Raw genomic sequence first — 17,570 nt, 5'->3', positions numbered from 1 at the left:
CGGTCCCGAGAGGGCGGCTCGGCACGCTGCTGTCACGCCGACGTGACGGCGATCGGGGATTTCCGGTAAACGATTCAGTGCTGCTCCTGAGGGGTGTCACCCGGACAGAATAGATGGACACCAGTACGGCGGCAAAGGCCTGAAAAGCTGATACTGTCACGCTCATGAGACAACTTACGGTGTGTCACGTGCTTGAGACGACGAGTGCTCACATGCGTCACTCCGCGGGTGCCGAGGGGGTCTCGTGACCGAGCTCGCGACCCGCGCCCAGGCCTTCGGGCTGATCGCGGACGGAGTGTCAGCCGGGCTGAGCGCCCCCTGGCGTCTCTATCTCGCCCGCGGGTGCCGGTACCTCTCACTCAGCGTCGGCGACCGGGGGGAGTGGGACGCCTGGCGGACCCACCTCGGCTGCCCCGAGCTGAGCGTGCGGGTCTACGACTCCGGCGGCGAGATCCGCCGGGCGTCGGTGGCCGAGGTGATCCTCGACGGCTGCCGGATCAGCGTCGAGCTGGTGGAGGAGGTCAGCACCGACGACCTGGAGCGGCTGCTGGTGGTCGACCCACTGCCCGGGACGGACGAGCGATGACCCCCTTTCTCGCCGTGGTGCTCGTCCTCGTGCTCGGGTCCACCTGCTACGCGGCCGGCCGCCTGCACGGCCAGCTCAGCTACCGCATCGGTTACCGGTTCGGCTACCGCCAGGGCTACTTCGACGGGGACCGGGGCGCCTGGAACCGCCGTCGGCGCGACGCCCAGGCGGCGATCGCCTCGGCGCTGTCCGGTCCCGGCCCGACCGTGGTGACCTCGGCCGGGCGCTCGGCCGTGCCGTTCGCCGGCACCTCCGTACCAGCGGCGGTCGCCGCCCGGCCCGGCTCGGCCCCGGCCGTCCGCGTCACCGCCACCGGCCGGCTCGGCGCCGTCGGCCGGGTGGGCACCACGTACACCGGATCGTCGTTCGGCGCGGCCGGCGCCGGGCCGCGGGCCGGCACGCTGGTGCGCCGCCAGGGCTGAGGCCCGCGCCGCGTCGCGGCGCCGCAGTGGACGACCGGCCGGGGTGCGCGCAGGGGGCATGCATCCCGGCCGGTTCCGGTCCGCCCGTCACCCGAACAGGTGTACGTCCCGCGAAGACCACGCGATGATCCACGCGCACCTCTAGCCCAGCGGCCCCGCGGCGATTAGCGTCTAGGCATGGCGCGGGGTTTTCCCGGGCCAGCCGGACAGCCCGGACCTGCGTCCTCGCGCACGGGGCCCGCATCCGACCCCGTGTCCTCCGGGCACCGGAAGAGGCGGAACTCGGGTGGCCGGGTGCCCATCCGCGGAGCAGGCCTGTGACCACTCGCCGTACCCCCGCCGGAGCCGAGCAGACCCCGGCCTCGACCGCCCCGACCCGCCGGACCACCCGCAGCCGCCGCGCCGCCGCCGCGGAGGCCGAGGAGCCCCGACCAGCCGGCCCGGCCTTCGTCCTGGACACCTCGGTCCTGCTGTCCGACCCGGCGGCGTTCCACCGCTTCGCCGAGCACGAGGTGGTGCTGCCGCTGGTGGTGATCTCCGAGCTGGAGGGCAAGCGGCACCACCCGGAGCTGGGCTGGTTCGCCCGCCAGTCGCTGCGCATGCTGGACGAGCTGCGCGTGCGGCACGGCCGGCTGGACCGTCCGGTGCCCGCCAACGACCAGGGCGGCACGCTGCGGGTGGAGCTGAACCACACCGACGACGGGGTGCTGCCGCCCGGCTTCCGCAACGAGTCGAACGACGCGCGCATCCTGTCCGTGGCGCTCAACCTGGCCGCCGAGGGGCGTGAGGTCACGCTCGTCAGCAAGGACATGCCGCTGCGGGTGAAGGCGGCCTCGGTGGGCCTGCGCGCCGACGAGTACCGGCACGGCCAGGCGAGCGACCCGACCTGGACCGGGATGGCCGAGCTGGACCTGGCCGAGGAGGAGATCGGCCGGCTGTACGCGGGCGAGACGCTCGACGTCGACGCCGCGGCGGGGATGCCCTGCCACACCGGCCTGGTGCTGCACTCGGGGCGGGGCTCGGCGCTGGGCCGGGTGCTCCCGGACAAGACGATCCGGCTGGTCCGGGGCGACCGGGAGGCGTTCGGCGTGCACGGGCGCTCGGCGGAGCAGCGGGTCGCGCTCGACCTGCTGCTGGACGAGTCCATCGGCATCGTGTCGCTGGGCGGGCGGGCCGGCACCGGCAAGTCCGCGCTGGCGCTCTGCGCCGGCCTGGAGGCGGTGATGGAGCGGCGCCGGCACAAGAAGGTGATCGTGTTCCGTCCCCTGTACGCGGTCGGCGGCCAGGAACTCGGCTACCTGCCCGGGTCGGAGTCGGAGAAGATGTCGCCCTGGGCGCAGGCCGTCTTCGACACGCTCGGCTCGGTGGTGCACGAGAACGTGCTGGAGGAGGTCACCTCGCGCGGGCTGCTGGAGGTGCTGCCGCTGACCCACATCCGTGGCCGGAGCCTGCACGACGCGTTCGTCATCGTGGACGAGGCGCAGTCGCTGGAGCGGGGCGTACTCCTCACCGTGCTGTCGCGCATCGGCCAGGGGTCGCGGGTGGTGCTCACCCACGACGTGGCCCAGCGGGACAATCTGCGGGTCGGCCGGCACGACGGGGTGACGGCGGTGATCGAGGCGTTGAAGGGGCATCCCCTCTTCGCGCACGTCACGCTCAGCCGATCGGAGCGATCTCCGATCGCCGCTATGGTCACCGATCTGCTGGAGGACATCCCCGGCTGACCGCACCTTTCGCCCTACTTTGTCCGCATTTTTAGGGTGACGCAGATCACTTTTGAGCCCGGCCATTTCCCACCGGCCTCACTGTGCGCAATGGTGTCCATCGAGCGTCACCTACCACTCGGGAGCTGGACACGGCCCGGAGTCACACCGGTACCGGTGCGCTCACGGCACCGGCGTGACCCGACAGGGCCATGCGCGTGCCGTGTCCCTGCCCCCGACGAAGGGAAACTTCGTGAGTCGGCTCTGGAGCCGGTTCGGCGCCCGTACGGCCGCTGTCGCGCTGCTCTCCGTGGGCGTCGCCGGCGGCTTCTATCTGGGTGAGGATCGACAGACCCAGCAGCAGGGCCTGACCGCGCAGGTCGGCCTGGAGGTCGACCAGGCGGAGCACGCGTACCAGCGCGACCGGCTGTCCGACCACCGCGTGGACTCGTCCCGCCAGCGTGCCGCCGAGTACCAGGCGAAGCTGCGTGCCGCCGCGGCGGCGAAGGAGGCCGCCGAGCGGGCCAAGAAGGCCGAGGCGGCCGCCGCCACCCGCAAGAAGGAGCGGGCCGCGGCGGAGGAGGCGGAGAAGGAGGCGAAGATCAAGCCGTACGACGGCCCGATCCCGTCCTCCTGCGCGGAGTACAGCGGCAACCGGAAGGTCGGTTGCGCCATCATGCTCGACAAGGGCTTCGGCATCGACCAGTTCCCGTGCCTGGACAAGCTCTGGACCAAGGAGAGCGGCTGGAACCCGAAGGCCTCCAACAGCTCGTCCGGGGCGTACGGGATCCCGCAGGCGGTGCCGGGCAGCAAGATGGCCTCGGTCGCCGACGACTGGAAGACCAACCCGGCGACCCAGATCACCTGGGGTCTCGGCTACATCAAGGGCCGGTACGACACCCCCTGCGGCGCCTGGCAGAAGTCGCAGAGTTCGGGCTGGTACTGACATCACCACGACGGCGGGACACGCGGGCAGACCCGGGTGTCCCGCCGTCGTCGTACCGCCGCCCGACTGGCGGCCCGCCGCTTTTGCTGATAGCTCTTGGTAGGTGACCTGGTACGGCCCTAGCGGCGACCCCCACCGGTTCGGGACCGACGCGTTCTACGCGGCGCTCGGCCGGGCCTTCGTCGCGATGTGCGCGGTCGTGCCGGTGCTGTTCCTCATCGAGGCGCTCGACGTCGGCCTGCGACTCGGCCTCGACTACACCGCCGGCATCATCCCGCAGCGGCTCCAGGGCCTGGACGGCGTCTTCTTCTCGCCGTTCCTGCACGCCGGCTGGAACCACCTCTACAGCAACAGCATCCCGCTGATCCTGCTCGGCACGTTCGTGCTCGCCGCGGGCACCCGCCGGTTCCTCTGGTCCACCGCCGTCATCATCCTGGTCAGCGGCCTGGGCGTCTGGTTCACCGGCTCGCCCGACTCGGTGGTGGTCGGCGCCAGCGGCGTGATCTTCGGCTACCTCGGCATCCTGCTCACCCGGGGCGTGGTGGAGCGGAGCTGGTGGAACTTCGCCGTCGGCCTGCTGGTCGGGTTGCTCTACGGCTGGCAACTGCTCGGCATCCTCCCGACCGACGAGCGCATCTCCTGGCAGGGCCACCTGTTCGGGCTGCTCGGCGGCGTGGTCGCGGCGATCCTGTTCCGCCGCCGCAACGACACCGGCGAGTCCGACCGCCTCGGCTCACCGAGGATGACGCTGCCCTGACGGCGCGTTGATCGAACCGCGGGACGTGCTTGCCCACGGCCACCCGCCCGCCTACCGTTTCCGCATCAGCACGGGTTGACCCCGAAGCGGAAAGTGACGGTGCGCCATGCGCGAGGTCGATGTCGCCGTGATCGGGGCCGGTCCAGCCGGGCTCTTCGCCGCCTACTACGCCGGTTTCCGTGGACTCTCCGTGTCGGTGATCGACGCACTGCCCGAGCCGGGCGGTCAGGTCACCGCCATGTACCCGGAGAAGCTGATCCTCGACGTCGCCGGCTTCCCCGCGATCAAGGGCCGCGAGCTGGTCGCGAACCTGGTCGCCCAGGCCGCGCCGTTCCACCCCGACTACCGGCTCGGCGTACGCGCGGAGAAGCTGTCCTACCTCGACGGCCGGCCGGTGCTCGGTCTCGCCGGCGGTGAGCAGCTCAGCTGCGGCGCGGTGCTGGTCACCGGCGGGCTCGGCAGCTTCACGCCCCGGCCGCTGCCGGTCGCGGAGAGCTTCACCGGCGGCGGGATCGTCTACTTCGTGCCGCAGCCGACCGAGCTGACCGACCGGCACGTGCTCATCGTCGGCGGCGGCGACTCGGCGTTCGACTGGGCGGCCACGCTCGCCCCGCTGGCCCGGTCGGTGACGCTGGTGCACCGGCGGGACCGCTTCCGGGCGCACGCGGCCACCATCGAGCGCGTGCGTGCGCTGCCGGTGCGGATCGTGGTCAACGCCGAGGTGAGCCGCCTGTACGGCGAGGAGGCGGTCACCGGCGCCGAGCTGACCGTACGCGGCGGCGAGGTGGAGACGCTGCCGGTGGACACCGTCGTGGCCGCGCTCGGCTTCACCGCCGACCTCGGCCCGCTCGCCGAGTGGGGGCTGAACCTCGACCGGCGGCACATCGTGGTGGACAGCGCCATGGCCACCAACCTGCCCCGGGTGTTCGCGGCCGGGGACATCACCGAGTACCCGGGCAAGGTCCGCCTGATCGCCACCGGCTTCGGTGAGGCCGCCACCGCCGTGAACAACGCGGCTGTCGTCATCGACCCGACCGCGCACCTGTTCCCCGGTCACTCCTCCGACGGCACCTGACGCCGATCGGCGTCAGGGCAGGCCGACCAGGTCCGCCATCAGGCCGATCTGGTGGTCGAAGTACTCGTCGCGGTGCGGCAGCGCCCGGTTGATCCGGCCGAACAGCTCGAAGCTGATCAGCCCGAACAACTGGGTCCAGCCGGCCATGCCGCGCGCCAGCAGCGCGGGCGGCACGTCCATGCCGAGCAGCCCGACCAGTTCGGCCACGTCGCCGCGCAGCGGCTCGGGCAGTTCCTCGTCGGGCGGGGTGAGCCGGCCGGAGGCCAGTCCGTCGCGCAGGATGCCGACCAGGGTCACCGGAGGGCGCTGGGCCGGCGCGACCGTGTCGTCCGGTGCCGCGTACCCGGGCACCGGGCTGCCGTACAGCAGCGCGTACTCGGCGGGGTGGGCCAGCGCCCACGCGCGGGCGGCCCGGCAGGCGTCGAGCCAGCGGCCGCGCAGGTCGGCCTGGTCGGCGGCGGCGTCGGCCGCCTCCACCGCGTCGCCGAGCGCGTCGTACGCCTCCAGGATCAGCGCGGTGAGCAGGTCGTCGCGGCTGGGGAAGTAGCGGTAGATCGCCGAGGAGACCATGCCGAGGTCGCGGGCGACAGCGCGAAGGGAGAGGTTCGCGCCGTCGGTGTCCAGGTGGCGGCGGGCGACCGTCTTGATCTCTTCGATCATCCCGGCGCGGACCCGGGCGCGGAGCGAGGGAGCGACCATGCCCTCACTCTGCCACGGATGAGAGCAGCAATCAAAAGAGAGAGCACTGCTCTTGACTCGACCCGCCCGCATGAGTCATGCTCTGTTGCGAGAGCGGTGCTCTCGATTCGGATTACTGCTTCAGCGAAGGTGGACCTGTCATGGCACTGCACGTGATCGTCGGCGCCGGCCCCGTCGGCACCGTCACCGCCCGCCTCCTCGCCGAACGCGGCGAGCGGGTCCGGGTGGTCACCCGGCGCGGCACCGGCCCCGAACACCCGGCGATCGAGCGGGTGGCCGGCGACGCCGCCGACGCGGACCGGCTCACCGCGCTCAGCGAGGGCGCTGACGCGCTCTACAACTGCGCCAACCCCGAGTACCACACCTGGCCGACGGACTGGCCGCCGCTCGCCGCCGCCCTGCTCACCGCCGCCGAGCGCAGCGGCGCCGTGCTCACCACGGTCGGCAACCTCTACGGGTACGGCCCGGTCGACGCGCCGATGACCGAGGCGACCCCGCTCGCCGCCACCGGCGTCAAGGGCCGGGTCCGCAACCGGATGTGGGCCGACGCCCTGGCCGCCCACCGCGCCGGCCGGGCCCGGATCACCGAGGTACGCGGCTCCGACTACATCGGCCTCGGCGGCAAGTCGCTGCCCATGATGGTGCTGCCCAAGGTGCTCGCCGGGCAGCGGGTGTTCCTGCCGGTCGCCTGGGACGCGCCGCACACCTGGACGTACGTGGGAGACGTCGCCCGTACCCTCGTCGCCGCCGCCACCGACCCGCGGGCCTGGGGACGGGCCTGGCACGTGCCGAGCGCGCCCCCGATGTCGATGCGGGCGATCGCCGACCGGGCCGCGGAGCGGGCCGGGGCGCCGGCGCCCCGGCTGACCCGGATGCCCTACCCGGTGCTCTGGCTCGGCGGCCTGGCCGACCCGTTCGCCCGGGAGATGCGGGAGACCGCGCACCAGTTCGCCGGGCCGTTCGTGATGGACTCCACCGCCGCGAGCGAGACGTTCGGGATCGAGGGGACGCCGCTGGACCGGGTCGTCGACGAGATGGTCACCGGCCTGCGTGCCGCAGCGCCCGCCGCCGCCCGTTAGGGGCGGCGGGCCGGGCCGAAGGCGGCGACGAGCACGGCGACCATGGTCAGCGCCGCGCCGAGCAGCGTGTCCAGCCCGGGGTGCGAGGCGGCGGTCGGCAGCAGCAGGTCCAGCAGCACCGCGCCGACGATCTGCCCGGCGATCGTGGCCAGGCCGAGCAGGAGCACCCCGGTGAACCGGACGAGGGCGGCGGCCAGCGCGATGAACACGATGCCGAGCGGGCCGCCGAGATAGAGCCACGGCTCGTCCGGGAACGCGCCGGCCGGCCGGCCGCGTACCGCCAGGTCCACCGCGAACGTCACGAGCAGCGCCGCCGTGCCGACCGTGAAGTTCACGAGCGTGGCGGTCATGGCGCTGCCCGAGGCCGCCCGGACCCGCCCGTTGACCGCCTGCTGCCAGGCGATGCCCACCCCCGCCGCCAGCGGCAGCAGGGCCAGCGCCAGTGCCTGCGGGTCACCGAGCCGGTCGCCCACCGCCAGCAGGACGGCGAGCACCGTGAGCACCGCGCCGATCAGCCGGTTCGGGGTGACCGGCTGCCGGCCGGCCGGGCCGATGCCGGCCCGGTCGACGAGCAGGCTGCTGCCGGACTGCCCGGCCACCACCGCGACGGTGAAGACCGCCACGCCGAGCGCGCCGATGGTCAGCCCCTGCGTCGCTACCAGGAACGCGCCGCACACCCCGCCCAGGCACTGCCACGGGCGCAGCGTGCCGGCGCGCAACGCGCCGCGCAGGGCGGACAGTCCCCGCCGGCCACCGGGGGTGGCGGGGACCAGCACCAGCAGGATCAGCAGGCCCACGCCGAACGAGACCACCGCGGCGGCGATCCCGTCGGCCAGGCGTACGCCCAGCTCGCCGTTGATCCGGGACTGGACGGCGACCATCACGCCCGAGGCGGTGGCCAACCCGACACCGGCGACACGTCGCCCGGTCGACAGCGTCGGCGGTGCCGGTGGTGCCGCCGTCCCGGCTCTGCTCACTCCTGCTCGGCCAGTGGGCGTCCGTCGAAGTCGACAGCCGAGTAGAGGGCGAGCTTCTCCAGGCGGTGGTACGAGTCGATCACCCGGATCGTGCCGCTCTTGGAGCGCATCACGATCGACTGCGTGTACGCCCCGCCGGAGCGGTAGCGCACGCCGCGCAGCAGGTCGCCGGAGGTGACGCCGGTGGCCACGAAGAAGCAGTTGTCGCCGGTGACCAGGTCGTCGGTGAACAGCACCCGGTCCAGGTCGTGCCCGGCGTCCAGCGCCTTGCGGCGCTCGTCGGAGTCCTTCGGCCAGAGCTTGGCCTGCATCATGCCGCCCATGCACTTGAGCGCGCAGGCGGCGGTGATGCCCTCCGGGGTGCCGCCGATGCCCATCAGCACGTCCACGTCCGACTCGCCGCGGGCCGCCGCGATGGCACCCGCGATGTCGCCGTCGGAGATGAACCGGATCCCGGCGCCGGTACGCCGGATCTGCTTGACCAGGTCGTCGTGGCGCGACCGGTCCAGCACGCACACGGTCACCTCGGCGGCGTCGGTGCCCTTGACCTTGGCGATCCGGTTGATGTTCTCGGCCACCCCGGCGTTGATGTCCACCACGTCGGCGTACATCGGGCCGACCGCCAGCTTCTCCATGTAGAAGACCGCGCTCGGGTCGAACATCGCCCCGCGCTCGGCCACCGCGAGCACCGCCAGCGCGTTCGGCATGCCCTTGCTCATCAGCGTGGTGCCGTCGATCGGGTCGACCGCCACGTCCACCTCGGGGCCGGTCCCGTCGCCGACCTCCTCGCCGTTGAACAGCATCGGGGCGTTGTCCTTCTCGCCCTCGCCGATCACCACGACGCCGCGCATCGGAATCGAGTTGATCAGCTTTCGCATGGCGTCGACTGCTGCGCCGTCGCCGCCTTCCTTGTCGCCCCGGCCGACCCAGCGGCCGGCGGCCATCGCCGCGGCCTCGGTGACCCGGACCAGATCGAGGGCGAGGTTGCGGTCGAGATCCTGGGGCGTCCGCGTACTGGTGGTTGTCATGGCGGCCTCCTCGCGACGTTGCGGGGTGGGACCGGCGGTCACCGCCGCCGGTTTTGTCGCTGATCCTCACACGATCTCAGGTTCGCCGTCCCGGCGGGGCGGAGGAGGCCAGGATCACGTCACCCGGTGGGCTGCGACAATGGCCGGGTGGAAGCCGCACAGCCTGCCGACCGCACACCGACCGACGCCACCCCGCCGGAGGGACAGCCGCCGGTCCGACCCGACGGCGGCCCGGCCCCGTCCGAGGGTCAGCCCGCGCTCGTCGCGGACCGGGGCGAGCCGGCCGCCGTGGCGGACGCCCCCGCGCCGCCCGCCGGCAAGGAGAAGGGCCGGTCCGAGCGGTCGCCGAAGGACATGGCGCTGTCCCTGCTGATCCTGCTGGTCCCGATCGCGCTGCTGCTCGCCTTCTACCGGGGCTTCCTCGGCGGCGACTCGCCGGTCACCGTCGACCCGGCGCCCGCGCTGGAGCAGGCCCGCTCCGCGAACGCCTTCCCGGTCGCCGAGCCGACCGGGCTGGGCGACGACTGGCGTACGGTCAACGCCCGCTTCCGGACCGAGGCGGACGGCTCGACGCTGCGGATCGGGTACGTGACCCCGGAGGGCCGGGGCGCGCAGCTCGTGGAGAGCAACGTCCCGGCGGAGAAGCTGCTGCCGGCCGAGCTGACCGAGGGGCAGCCGCAGGGGGCGGCCGACCTGCCCGGTGGGCTGAGCTGGCAGCGCTACACCGCACGCGGCAACGAGCACGCGCTCGTCCTGCTGGAGCCGAACCGCACGGTGATCGTGGTGGGTGACGCGGGCGAGACGGAGCTGCGCAAGCTCGCCACGTCGCTGCGCTGACGTCCTCCCTCCGGGTGAGGCGGGATTGCGGAACCCCGCTTCCGGGAACAGAAGGGACATCGAGCCCGGACGACCCACCTGGAGAGGTTGACGTGAAGATACGACGCTTCAGCGCCACCGCGTTCGCCGCGGCGCTGCTCATTCCCGGCCTGGCGGCCTGCAACGGCAACGGGACGACGTCCGACGCCTCCGCGACCCCGAGCGCGTCCGGCAGCGTCGCACCGAGCGCCACGGCGTCCAGCAGCGCGGCCAAGCAGGCTCTGCTCGACTCCACGAACGCGATCCGCGAGGGGAACTTCAAGTTCTCCATGACCGGCGCGGGTTCCACCGCCGAAGGGCAGGTGCACGAGCCGAGCCAGAGCGCCGACATGCGGATGACCATCGGCGACCCGTCGTCGGACCTGATGATGAAGCTGGACCTGATCCACGCCAAGCCGGACAGCTGGGTCAAGCTGGAACTCGGCGGCACGGCGGCCTCGCAGATCCCCGGCGTGAAGAACCTCAACACCGGCAAGTACCACCACCTCGACCAGAACCGGATCAAGGGCAACCGGGCGCTGGGCTTCGACTTCGAGAAGCTCGACCCGGCCGGCAGCGCCGTGCTCACCCAGGGCATCACCGAGGTACGGCAGACCGGCGAGGGTGCGTACGAGGGCACCGTCGACGTGTCGAAGGCCGCCGAGGCGGGCTCGCTCGACCCGGCCGTGATCACCGCGCTCGGTGCGCAGGCCCAGTCGGTGCCGTTCACCGCCAAGGTCGACACGCAGGGCCGGCTCAGCGAGATGGTGCTCAAGATCCCGGCCGCAGGCCAGAGCGCCGCGCAGGACCTGAAGATCACCTACACCGACTACGGCAACGCGGCGCCGGCCCAGAAGCCCTCGGCCGACCAGGTCGTCGAGGCCCCCGCCGAGCTGTACAACCTGTTCAACTGACGTCCTCGGTGGGGTTCGGCGCTCGCGCCGAACCCCACCGTCAGTCCTCGGCGCGCTGACGGGCGGCGTCGATGCGGGCGCGGGCGCCGTCCAGCCAGCGCTGGCACACCCCGGCGAGCTGCTCGCCGCGCTCCCAGAGGGCCAGCGACTCCTCCAGCGAGGTGCCGCCCGCCTCCAGCTTCTCCACCACCGAGGCCAGCTCGGCGCGGGCCTGCTCGTAGCTGAGCTGTTCGTCCTGCTTCGTCCCGGTCATCGTCTCTCTTCCCTCAGCCGTCGACGGTGGCGGTCAGCTCGCCCTCGGCGAGGCGTACCCGCAGTGGATCGCCCTTGGCCACCTCGGAGGCCGCGCGGACGACGTGACCGTCGGCGCGCTGCACGATCGCGTAGCCGCGCTCCAGCGTGGCCGCCGGGGACAGCGCGCGCAGCCGGGCCAGCGTGTGCCGCAGGTCGTCGGTCGCGCCCCGCAGCCGGTGCTCCAGGGACCGGCCGGCGCGGTCGCGCAGCGCGGACACGTCCACCGTCCGCTGCTCGACCATCACCTGCGGCCGGGCCAGCACCGGACGGGACCGCAGCAGGTCGATCCGGTGCTGCTCCCGGTCGACCAGGTGACGAACGGCCCGTTCGAGCCGGGACCGGGCCTGGCCGATCAGCCGGACCTCCTCGGTGAGGTCCGGCACGATGCGCTTCGCCGCGTCGGTCGGGGTGGAGGCGCGGACGTCGGCCACGTAGTCGAGCAGCGGCGCGTCCGTCTCGTGGCCGATCGCGCTGACCACGGGCGTGCGGCAGGCGAAGACCGCCCGGCACAGCGCCTCGTCGGAGAAGGGCAGCAGATCCTCGATGCCGCCACCGCCCCGGGCGATGACGATCACGTCGACCGCCGGGTCGGCGTCGAGGACCTTGAGCGCGCCCACGATGTCCGGCACGGCGCTCGGCCCCTGCACCGCCACGTTGATCGTGCGGAAGTCGACAGCGGGCCAGCGGCGGCGGGCGTTGGTCAGCACGTCCCGCTCGGCCGCCGAGGCGCGGCCGGTGATCAGGCCGACCCGGCCCGGCAGGAACGGCAGCCGCCGCTTGCGGGACCGGTCGAACAGGCCCTCGGCGGCGAGCAGCTTCTTGAGCTTCTCCAGCCGGGCCAGCAGCTCACCGAGACCGACCTGACGGATCTCGTCGGCCCGCAGGCTGAGCGTGCCCCGCGCGGCGTAGAACTCGGGCTTGGCGTGCAGCACCACCCGGGCGCCCTCACGTAGCTCCGGCGCGCCCGCGTCCAGCACGTCCCGGTTGGTGGTGACGGTCAGGCTGAGGTCGGCCGACGGGTCGCGCAGCGTGAGGAAGACGGTGCTCGCGCCGGGACGGCGGCTGATCTGCGCCACCTGACCGTCGACCCAGACCCAGCCCAGGCGGGCGATCCAGGCGCCGACCTTCTGGCTGACCACCCGGACCGGCCACGGCTCCTCGGCCGTGCTCCGCCCGTCCGGTGCCCCCCGGCCGTCCTCTCCCGCGCTCACCCGCCCACCCTACGGCCCGGGACCGACAGCGCCCGCGTGCGCCTCGCGGCCGCTGCCGCGCGGGAGAGCGGCACGTACGATGGGCGGGTGACTGACGCTGAGACGACTCCCCGGACCGGCAAGCGCGTGCTCCTGGCCAACCCCCGCGGCTACTGCGCGGGCGTGGACCGGGCGGTGCAGACCGTCGAGGAGGCGCTGAAGCTCTACGGCGCGCCGATCTACGTGCGCAAGCAGATCGTGCACAACAAGCACGTGGTGCGCACGCTGGAGGCCCAGGGCGCGATCTTCGTGGAGGAGAACGAGGAGGTGCCGGAGGGCGCCACCGTGATCTTCTCCGCCCACGGCGTGGCCCCCGAGGTCTACGAGCAGGCCAAGCAGCGCTCACTGCGGGCGATCGACGCGACCTGCCCGCTGGTCACGAAGGTGCACCACGAGGCCCGCCGGTTCGCCGCGCAGGACTACGACATCCTGCTCATCGGCCACGAGGGGCACGAGGAGGTCATCGGCACCGCCGGTGAGGCGCCCGCCCACATCCAGCTCGTCGACGGCCCGGACGGCGTCGACAAGGTCACCGTGCGCGACCCGGAGAAGGTGGTCTGGCTGTCCCAGACCACGCTGTCGGTGGACGAGACGCTGGAGACCGTGGCCCGGCTCAAGAAGCGGCTGCCGCTGCTCCAGTCGCCGCCCAGCGACGACATCTGCTACGCGACCTCCAACCGCCAGCACGTGGTCAAGGAGATCGCCCCCGAGTGCGACGTGGTGATCGTGGTCGGCTCGCGCAACTCCTCGAACTCGGTCCGGCTGGTCGAGGTGGCGCTCGACGCCGGGGCCCGCGCCGGCTACCTGGTCGACTTCGCGCACGAGATCGAGGACGCCTGGCTGACCGGCGCCCGGACCGTGGGTGTGACCTCCGGTGCGAGCGTGCCGGACGAACTGGTCCAGCAGGTGCTCACGCACCTGGCCGAGCGCGGCTTCGGCGACGTCGAGGAGATCACCACCGCCGACGAGCGGCTGACGTTCTCGCTGCCGCAGGAGCTCAAGCGCGACATGAAGGCCGCCGCCGCGGCCCGCGGCTGACCGGGAACGGATCGGCCGCCCGCCGCGTCCAACCGAGCATGAAGACTCCTCGTACGGTGCTCGTCGCACTGCTCGCCGGTCTCGCGCTGACCGCCTGCGCCGCACCCGGCGACGGGTCCACCGATCCCAGCCCCAGCCCGAGTACGACGGGAGCCGCCCCCGTGACCAGCCAGCCCGACCCCGGCACCGGCCCGAGCCGTCCTAACCCCTCCTGGAAGGGCGGCCCGTCGACCCCGCCGGGTGTCGGCGGCACCGTCATCAGCGGCACCGTCCAGGCCGGCGTCGAGCCGAACTGCCTGCTGCTCGACGGCCACCTGCTCGTCGGTGGCCCGCGCGACGTGCTCAAGGCCGGCGCCCGGGTCGAGGTCACCGGCCGCCCCGAACCGGGCATGATGACCACCTGCCAGCAGGGCACCCCGTTCGTGGTCGAGTCCGCCCGCCCCGCCTGACGACGACACGAAGGAGCCCCGCCCCCTGCGAGAGGGGACGGGGCTCCGTCGTGTCAGCGGATCAGTTGACCGAGACGACCTCCACCGAACCGCGGCCGACGACCGCGCCCTCGGTGGTGGTCACGGCCAGGTCGCCGTACAGCTCCCGGCCGGCGGCCGGGGTGGACAGGGCGGTCACCGCACCGGTGAGGGTGGCGGTGGCGCCGTTGGCCAGCGACAGCGGCGTGGACGGCGCGGAGAGCGTGCCCAGCTCCGGGGAGGCGAACGAGTCCCGGTAGTCGTACGCGGTGCTCGGGTCGCTCATCGAGTAACCGTCGACCACGACCCGGTAGGTGCCGGGCGTCGGGTTGGTGAGCGTGACCGCCTCCTCCGAGTCACCGTCGGCCGACTGGCCCACCTGGGTGGTGCCGCGGAACACGGTCAGGTCCAGGTCGGCGCTCAGGTCGGACGGGTTGCCGATCCGGGCGGTGAACGAGGTGGCGCCCGCGGGCACCTCCACCACGTACTCCTGGCTGGCGCCCTCGGTGATGCTCGGCCGCTCGGTCCGGACGCTGGCCAGCGGGCCGCCGACGCCGGTCACCTGGACCGGGCCGAACGTGTTGGTCAGGCTCCAGCTCACCGAGGCCGGGGTGCCGGCGGTGACCGACGGGAGCTGGACCACGGCCGGCTCCACCTTGACGCCCTGCACGCGGGCCTGGAGCCGGAACGGGTTGTCCAGCGCCGGCGAGGTGCGACGCGCCTCCACCTCGATCTCCCACACACCCGGCAGCGGGTTCTGGTAGTCCCGCTCCTGCGGCTTGCAGACCGCGGCGTCGGAGAAGTTGGTGTAGCAGGCGGTGCTGGCGGTGCTCTCGACCGGCACGCCGTACGGGTTGATGGCGATGAACCGGGTCTGCGAGCCGGTGGCGATGCCGGACAGGTTGACCTGGAGCGCGCCCGCACCCGGCGGCACCGTCACGAAGTACGACCGGAAGCCGTTGCGCTCGACCGAGCCGTCGGCCGAGAACGAGTACGCCGGAGCGGCGACCGGGTTCGAGGCGATCACGACGGTGGCGACCTCGAAGTCGACAACGGAGGTGGCCGGGTCGTCGACGGTCATGATGGCGCCGTGCGCGCCGGCCGTCATCGGCTTGGCCTTCACCTTGACCGTGACGGTCTTGTTCAGCGGCAGCCACACCACCTTGGGGGCGCTGTAGGTGCCGTCGTTGCCGCGGAAGGCGACCTCGTGCTTGATGCCCTTGTTCGGGCCGCTGGTACGGGTCAGCTTCACCTCGTAGTGGCGGCTCTCCTTGACCTTCTGGCCACCACGGTCGGCGGCGCAGCGGTTGTAGAGGCCGGTGCCGACGTTCGGGTTCGGCACGAACGTGCCGGAGGCCCGGTCGTAGCGGGTCAGGTTCGGCGACAGCTCGGTGCAGACCGGCGCCTCGGAGGTGTAGGTGCGGGTCGGCACGCCCTTGGCGAGCAGGCTCCACGCGCCCGGCACGTTGAACATGCCGTAGCCCTGCGCGTACGTCGGGACGCCGGTGATCGGCTGGCCCGAGGTGTAGACGGCCCGGCGCAGCGCGGCCGGGGTGACGCCCTTGCCGGTCGCCTTGGCGGCCGACAGCAGCAGCGCGGCGGCGCCGGTGGCCTGCGGGGCGGCCATCGAGGTGCCGTTGAGCATCTGGTAGCCCGGGGGCAGCGGGTAGCCCGCCTCCGGCACCGGGTTGCCCGGCTGCCAGGTCGGCGCGGTGGAGATGGCCGAGCCGGGGGCGGTGATGTTCGGCTTGAAGCCGCCGTCCTCACGCGGGCCGCGCGAGGAGAAGTTGAACAGCGCGTTGTCCTTGCGGACCACCGAGCCGTAGTTGGCCAGCCAGGTGTCCTTGCTGATGCTCGCCGCGACGCTCACCACGTCGGTGGCGACCGACGGGTCGCCGACCGTGTTCACGCCCGGACCGGAGTTGCCGGCCGAGATGAACAGCTGCACGCCGTACGTGTTGATCAGGTCGTTGTAGAGGACCGCGCGGGCGTTCGAGCCGTCGTTGAGCGCGGGCAGGCCGCCGATCGACATGTTCACCACGTCGACCTTGCGGTTGATCACCAGGTCGGCCATGCCGGTGGTGAGCGCCGCCGCGGTGCAGCCGCCACCCCACGAGCAGGCGCGGGCGGAGACCAGCTTGGCGCCCGGGGCGGCACCGTCGAAGGCGCTGTTGCCCAGCATGTCGTTGGCGGCGGTGATGCCGGCGACGTGGGTGCCGTGGGTGCTCTCGATGATGCCGATGTTGACGTAGTCGACCAGGCCGGGGCCGCCGACCGGGGCGGTGTTCACGTTGCGCCGGTACTCGACCACGAACGGGATCTGCTCGCGTACGGCGGTGGCCGGGTCGTCCGTGCCGAAGTGACCGACCTGGAACTTCTCCTTGTACGGCCGCATCACCTCGTCGTCGGTGAAGTCGTTGTTCTGGTTCGCGTCGACGCGCACGTCACCGGTGGTGGGGTTGTAGAGCACGCCCCAGAAGTCGGTGGTGTCGCCGTCGCGGTTGAGGTCACCCCGCGCGTCGCTGTTCGCGGTGATGTTCTCGCGGAAGACGTTGAACCGGTAGTTGCCGGCCGGCGCGGTCCAGGTGCCCAGCGAGGTGGTGAACGACGGGCCGCTGACCTCGGTCAGCATCGGCCGCCAGGAGGCGTCCTCCAGCGGGTCGGTGGCGGTGACCCAGTCGACGATCTTGCGTTCGCCGGTGGTGGTCGTCTGGAGCGCCGGCTGGTCGAGGTCCACACCGGAGTCCATGATGCCGATGGTGACGCCACGGCCGTCCCACTGCGGGTTCGCGGCCTTGAAGGCCTCCGCGCCGGTCTCGTTGGTCGGCATGTACGGGTTCACCGCGCCGGTGTCCCCGCCCGGCCCGGCCAGAGCCTGGGCCTGGGTGGCGGTCTTCGCGCCCTTCGGTGCCGCCTCGGGCGCCGGGTCGGGGAGCTTGATTGTCTCGTCCAGGTCGACGGCGGCGACACCGGGCAGCGTGGCGGCCTTGAGCGCCTTCGCGGTGGGGACCTTCGCCAGCACGTAGCCGATCTGGTCGTACCGCTGGCTGACGGTGGCGCCGAGGCCGGTCAGGCCGTCGACGACCTTCTTGGCCGAGCCCTTCTTCGCCGCGATGATCATCGTGACGGTCGGCGCGTTCTTCGCCTCGGCCTCGTCGAGCAGCTTGGCGTCGTGTGCGCCCAGTGCCTTCGCGGCGGTCGGCTGCGAGGGTTGGGTGGCGGGGGCGGCGCTCGCGGTACCGGCGCCACCTCCCACGGTCAGGGCACCGGCCGCGAGGACCGAGGCCAGGAGCGCGGCGGACGGACGCCGGCTGCGCGTGCGGGGTTTACTCAACGTTCTCTTCCTCCAGAGAACAGGGCCCTCGAAGGGGCAGGGCACGTGTGACGGTGATCCTGCGTGTCACGACGGCGGGTGTCACTACCCGGCCTGGGTTTGTGATCAGTCCGTGACAAGAATCGGTCTACGTCATCACGTGCGGC

The 17,570-nt window shown here is 72.5% G+C and carries 17 protein-coding genes; 11 read left to right on the top strand and 6 right to left on the bottom strand.

Going from position 1 to position 17,570, the window contains the following annotated elements; translation table 11 throughout:
* Positions 1-244 precede the first annotated feature (244 nt).
* From M8C11_RS23385 to M8C11_RS23360, 6 genes are all read left to right on the top strand, one after another.
* Complete coding sequence (locus tag M8C11_RS23385; RefSeq protein WP_064447658.1) at positions 245-586, top strand: hypothetical protein; 342 nt, start codon at positions 245-247, stop codon at positions 584-586.
* On the top strand, positions 583-1,008 hold the full coding sequence (locus tag M8C11_RS23380; protein WP_120571626.1) for a hypothetical protein: 426 nt from the start codon (positions 583-585) through the stop codon (positions 1,006-1,008). Before M8C11_RS23385 ends, M8C11_RS23380 begins: the two co-directional genes overlap by 4 nt.
* Positions 1,009-1,325: 317 nt before the next feature.
* Positions 1,326-2,732, top strand: a complete 1,407-nt coding sequence (locus M8C11_RS23375; RefSeq protein ID WP_120571625.1) for a PhoH family protein — start codon at positions 1,326-1,328, stop codon at positions 2,730-2,732.
* Positions 2,733-2,964: 232 nt separating this feature from the next.
* Entirely contained in the window at positions 2,965-3,657 is a 693-nt protein-coding gene (locus M8C11_RS23370) for a transglycosylase SLT domain-containing protein (protein WP_205775922.1), read from the top strand.
* A 103-nt stretch (positions 3,658-3,760) separates the two neighbouring features.
* Positions 3,761-4,414, top strand: coding sequence for a rhomboid family intramembrane serine protease (locus tag M8C11_RS23365; RefSeq protein WP_121685217.1), 654 nt, complete (start codon positions 3,761-3,763; stop codon positions 4,412-4,414).
* Between the two features lie 106 nt (positions 4,415-4,520).
* Entirely contained in the window at positions 4,521-5,489 is a 969-nt protein-coding gene (locus M8C11_RS23360; protein ID WP_252453120.1) for an NAD(P)/FAD-dependent oxidoreductase, read from the top strand.
* A gap of 12 nt (positions 5,490-5,501) precedes the next feature.
* Here the strand turns inward: M8C11_RS23360 and M8C11_RS23355 are convergent, their stop codons facing one another.
* Complete coding sequence (locus M8C11_RS23355) at positions 5,502-6,188, bottom strand: TetR/AcrR family transcriptional regulator (RefSeq protein ID WP_252453119.1); 687 nt, start codon at positions 6,186-6,188, stop codon at positions 5,502-5,504.
* A gap of 140 nt (positions 6,189-6,328) precedes the next feature.
* Here M8C11_RS23355 and M8C11_RS23350 point away from each other — a divergent pair, with 140 nt between their 5' ends.
* Entirely contained in the window at positions 6,329-7,267 is a 939-nt protein-coding gene (locus M8C11_RS23350; protein WP_252453118.1) for an NAD-dependent epimerase/dehydratase family protein, read from the top strand.
* Here M8C11_RS23350 and M8C11_RS23345 read toward each other — a convergent pair.
* Together M8C11_RS23345 and glpX are read right to left on the bottom strand one after the other, a co-directional pair.
* Positions 7,264-8,244 carry a DMT family transporter gene (locus M8C11_RS23345; RefSeq protein ID WP_374668978.1) on the bottom strand — a complete coding sequence of 327 codons (981 nt, stop codon included), beginning with the start codon at positions 8,242-8,244 and terminating at the stop codon, positions 7,264-7,266. The two genes, M8C11_RS23350 and M8C11_RS23345, sit on opposite strands and share 4 nt — an antisense overlap.
* A complete protein-coding gene (gene glpX, locus M8C11_RS23340; RefSeq protein WP_252453116.1) occupies positions 8,241-9,272 on the bottom strand; it encodes a class II fructose-bisphosphatase in 1,032 nt (343 codons plus the stop codon). Before glpX ends, M8C11_RS23345 begins: the two co-directional genes overlap by 4 nt.
* Before the next feature lie 147 nt (positions 9,273-9,419).
* Between glpX and M8C11_RS23335 the strand changes: the two genes are divergently transcribed.
* The gene (locus tag M8C11_RS23335) at positions 9,420-10,109 is read left to right on the top strand and encodes a DUF4245 domain-containing protein (protein WP_252453114.1); all 690 of its coding nucleotides are present in this window, start codon (positions 9,420-9,422) and stop codon (positions 10,107-10,109) included.
* A 92-nt stretch (positions 10,110-10,201) separates the two neighbouring features.
* On the top strand, positions 10,202-11,041 hold the full coding sequence (locus tag M8C11_RS23330) for a hypothetical protein (RefSeq protein ID WP_120571617.1): 840 nt from the start codon (positions 10,202-10,204) through the stop codon (positions 11,039-11,041).
* 40 nt (positions 11,042-11,081) lie between these two features.
* On the opposite strand, the gene M8C11_RS23325 is transcribed toward M8C11_RS23330, so the two are convergent.
* Both M8C11_RS23325 and xseA read right to left on the bottom strand, forming a co-directional pair.
* Complete coding sequence (locus tag M8C11_RS23325; RefSeq protein WP_120571616.1) at positions 11,082-11,294, bottom strand: exodeoxyribonuclease VII small subunit; 213 nt, start codon at positions 11,292-11,294, stop codon at positions 11,082-11,084.
* Between the two features lie 13 nt (positions 11,295-11,307).
* On the bottom strand, positions 11,308-12,546 hold the full coding sequence (gene xseA / locus M8C11_RS23320; RefSeq protein ID WP_252453112.1) for an exodeoxyribonuclease VII large subunit: 1,239 nt from the start codon (positions 12,544-12,546) through the stop codon (positions 11,308-11,310).
* A gap of 87 nt (positions 12,547-12,633) precedes the next feature.
* Here xseA and M8C11_RS23315 point away from each other — a divergent pair, with 87 nt between their 5' ends.
* The gene (locus M8C11_RS23315) at positions 12,634-13,623 is read left to right on the top strand and encodes a 4-hydroxy-3-methylbut-2-enyl diphosphate reductase (RefSeq protein WP_199733183.1); all 990 of its coding nucleotides are present in this window, start codon (positions 12,634-12,636) and stop codon (positions 13,621-13,623) included.
* Between the two features lie 38 nt (positions 13,624-13,661).
* Entirely contained in the window at positions 13,662-14,072 is a 411-nt protein-coding gene (locus M8C11_RS23310; protein WP_120571613.1) for a hypothetical protein, read from the top strand.
* 61 nt (positions 14,073-14,133) lie between these two features.
* Here the strand turns inward: M8C11_RS23310 and M8C11_RS23305 are convergent, their stop codons facing one another.
* Complete coding sequence (locus tag M8C11_RS23305; protein ID WP_252453110.1) at positions 14,134-17,424, bottom strand: S8 family serine peptidase; 3,291 nt, start codon at positions 17,422-17,424, stop codon at positions 14,134-14,136.
* Between the last annotated feature and the right edge of the window lie 146 nt (positions 17,425-17,570).

Source organism: Micromonospora sp. CPM1, assembly GCF_023896895.1.
Taxonomy (GTDB): Bacteria; Actinomycetota; Actinomycetes; order Mycobacteriales; family Micromonosporaceae; genus Micromonospora; species Micromonospora tulbaghiae.
The sequence above is the reverse complement of the archived record's forward strand: the minus strand, read 5'-3'. Positions and strand labels throughout refer to the sequence as shown.